Below are 2,340 nucleotides of genomic sequence, written 5' to 3'. Positions count from 1 at the left end.
GGGGGAGGCGATTGCGGGCTGCGCCCCGGCGGTGGCGACCGCGCCGCTGCTCGCGTCAGCCTCCGCGCCGGTCGGCTGCGCATCCCCTGGCGCCGCCGCGGTCGCCGCCGGAGTGCCGCCGCCGGTGAGTTCCGCGATCTGGCCGAGCGCTTCCTCGAGGCCCTGGAAGCTCGGCGCGGATTCGTATCCGGCCTCTTCCACGAACTTGCCGCGGATCCGCTTCAGCGCGTCGCGGGCGGCGGCGATCTCGGCGTGGACGGCCGCGGCCGCCTCGCGGTTCTCCGGCTGGGCGAACGCCTCGCGGACGGCACCGGGGTCGAGGACGCGTTCCTCCTCCCGCGGCGGCGACGTGCCGAGCGCCACTGCATATTGGCGCAGAGCGAGCGATCCGAGGCGCCGATCCTGCACGAGGGGAGCATAGTGCAGCGGAAGGATGATGCCCGTGCGGTCGTCGAGGGCCGCAAGCAGGTTCTGGCGCGCCGTATGGGTTCCGTCCATCGGCTGGGGGTGAACGTCGAGCCAGTGGCGCTCGACGAGGCCGGCGATCGCCTGCAGGCATTCCGAGAAGCCGGCGACCTGGCCGGCAAGGGCGTGGAAGCGGGCTTCGAGCGTGAGGAGGCGAAGGTCGCGCGACCGCTCCAGAAGCGCCGAGATCGCAGCGACTTCCGCCTTCAGATCGATGTTCGAGCGATCGAAGGGCGCGCCGGTGTCCCGGTCGTAGAAGCGCGCCGGCAGACGGTCCTCCGCCGTCAGGACGTAGCTCAGATATTCGTCGTCACCCGTCTCGTCGAGATCGGGGCCGCACGGCTGCGGCCCGGGCAGCGCCTCGAAAAGCCACGCGTAGCGCATTCACCGGCCGTGCCGCACGTGAACCGGATGGAAGACCGGCCGCGGTCGGTTCACTGAAGATTGATCCGCATCTCCACCCGGCGGTTGCCCGGATCGAACGGATCCTCCATGCGCGGCCGGGTCTCGCCGAGGCCGATCGCCGTGATCTTCTCCTCGGAAACCCCGTGCGCGAGCAGGAAGCCTCTCACGGAAGCGGCGCGGCGCTCCGACAGACCCTTGTTGTAGGTCTCCGTTCCGGACGCGTCGGTATAGCCCTCGATCACGAACTTCGCGGCGCCAAGGCGCTCGTCGACGAGCGCGCGGGCAAACTCGCCGAGGCTGCGCTGTGCGTCGGCCGTGAGCTCGGCCGAATCGAGATCGAACCCGATCAGCATGTCGAGCCCGACGGGCTCGGGAAGGCTCCTGCTGCATTCCTGCGCCGTCCCGATGCAGATGCCGCGGGCCGAGCCGAGATCGGCCGATTTGATGAAATATTGTACGATCTCCTCCGCGTTGTGCGCGGGTCCGGCGAGAGCCGAAGTCGAAACGAGCGCGGAGAAAAAGAGTGACGGAAGGCTCACGTACCGCATGGCCGGCTCCATTTCCGGTCGAGACCGAAGAACTTGAGAGTACGAGCCGGATCGAAGTCGAGTCAAGAAATCCGCGTGGAGCGGGGAAAAGCGGGGCGCCGGTTGCTGCGCCCGCGGCAGTCTTCGTCGGCGCCGGATGCGCCGCTGCCGGCCGGCGGCTCAGCCCTTCTTCGAGGCCTCGTCATAGGCCTCCGCGAAGTAAGCGAGAAAGACGTCCAGCATTCCGTTCTCGTAAGGGTCGGTCTTCGCGCTCCAGCGTTCGGCGAAGAGATCCCAGGCGCGCCCCTTGCGCGACGAGAAGGCGGAACCCGACACCTTCGCCATGACCGCATCGGGCGAGAGATCGTCGAGCAGGCGCCCAAGCGCCTTCTGCATGGCGGCGAAGGTCGCGATTTCATGCATCCGCAGGTCGGCGAAGGCCTCCTCGAAGCTCCGCCTCGCGTCGAGATAGCCGGCGCGGCGGCGGACGAACATCGTCTCCAGCACCTCGGTCGCGCCCGGCACGAACTTGAGGGGATTGTTGTCGGCGGCGCCGATCATGGTCCGGCTCGAGCTCTTGGCGATCGCCTTCGCCGCCGCTCTCGCCTTGAGGAGCAAGGCGGTCTGCTCGACGACCACGCGCAGGACCGTGCCGATCTCCTGCGCGAGCTGCTCCGGGTCGGAACCCGCGAATGCGTCGGGCCGGAGACCGGCCCCGTCCGCGAGCGCCCTCAGCACGGCCGAGACGTCCGCGCCGCCCGCCTTCGGGGCCGGCGCCTGCACCTCCACGGGAGGCGCCTGGACGGAGATCGGCCGGACACCCGGGTCGGCGAGGAATCCTTCCGGCCCGGGCGCCTCCCGCGGCCGCGCCGCGGCGGGCGGAACTTCGCGCGGTTCGGGTTCCGGCCAGGCGGGCGCCTGCCGCTCCCAGGCCGGGGGCGCG

At 70.2% G+C, this 2,340-nt stretch carries 3 protein-coding genes; all 3 read right to left on the bottom strand.

Features of this window, described 5'->3' with window-relative positions; genetic code table 11:
• The coding region (locus E4O86_RS22795) for a type VI secretion system protein TssA (protein ID WP_161142830.1) at window positions 1-849 on the bottom strand (849 nt) is incomplete at its 3' end.
• 50 nt (window positions 850-899) lie between these two features.
• A complete protein-coding gene (locus tag E4O86_RS22790) occupies window positions 900-1,418 on the bottom strand; it encodes an OmpA family protein (RefSeq protein ID WP_161142829.1) in 519 nt (172 codons plus the stop codon).
• Between the two features lie 159 nt (window positions 1,419-1,577).
• Window positions 1,578-2,340: type VI secretion system-associated FHA domain protein TagH (tagH, locus tag E4O86_RS22785; protein WP_161142828.1), on the bottom strand; the 763-nt coding region annotated here is incomplete at its 5' end.

This window comes from Propylenella binzhouense, from assembly GCF_009866965.1.
Lineage (GTDB): Bacteria > Pseudomonadota > Alphaproteobacteria > Rhizobiales > Afifellaceae > Propylenella > Propylenella binzhouense.
The sequence above is the reverse complement of the archived record's forward strand: the minus strand, read 5'-3'. Positions and strand labels throughout refer to the sequence as shown.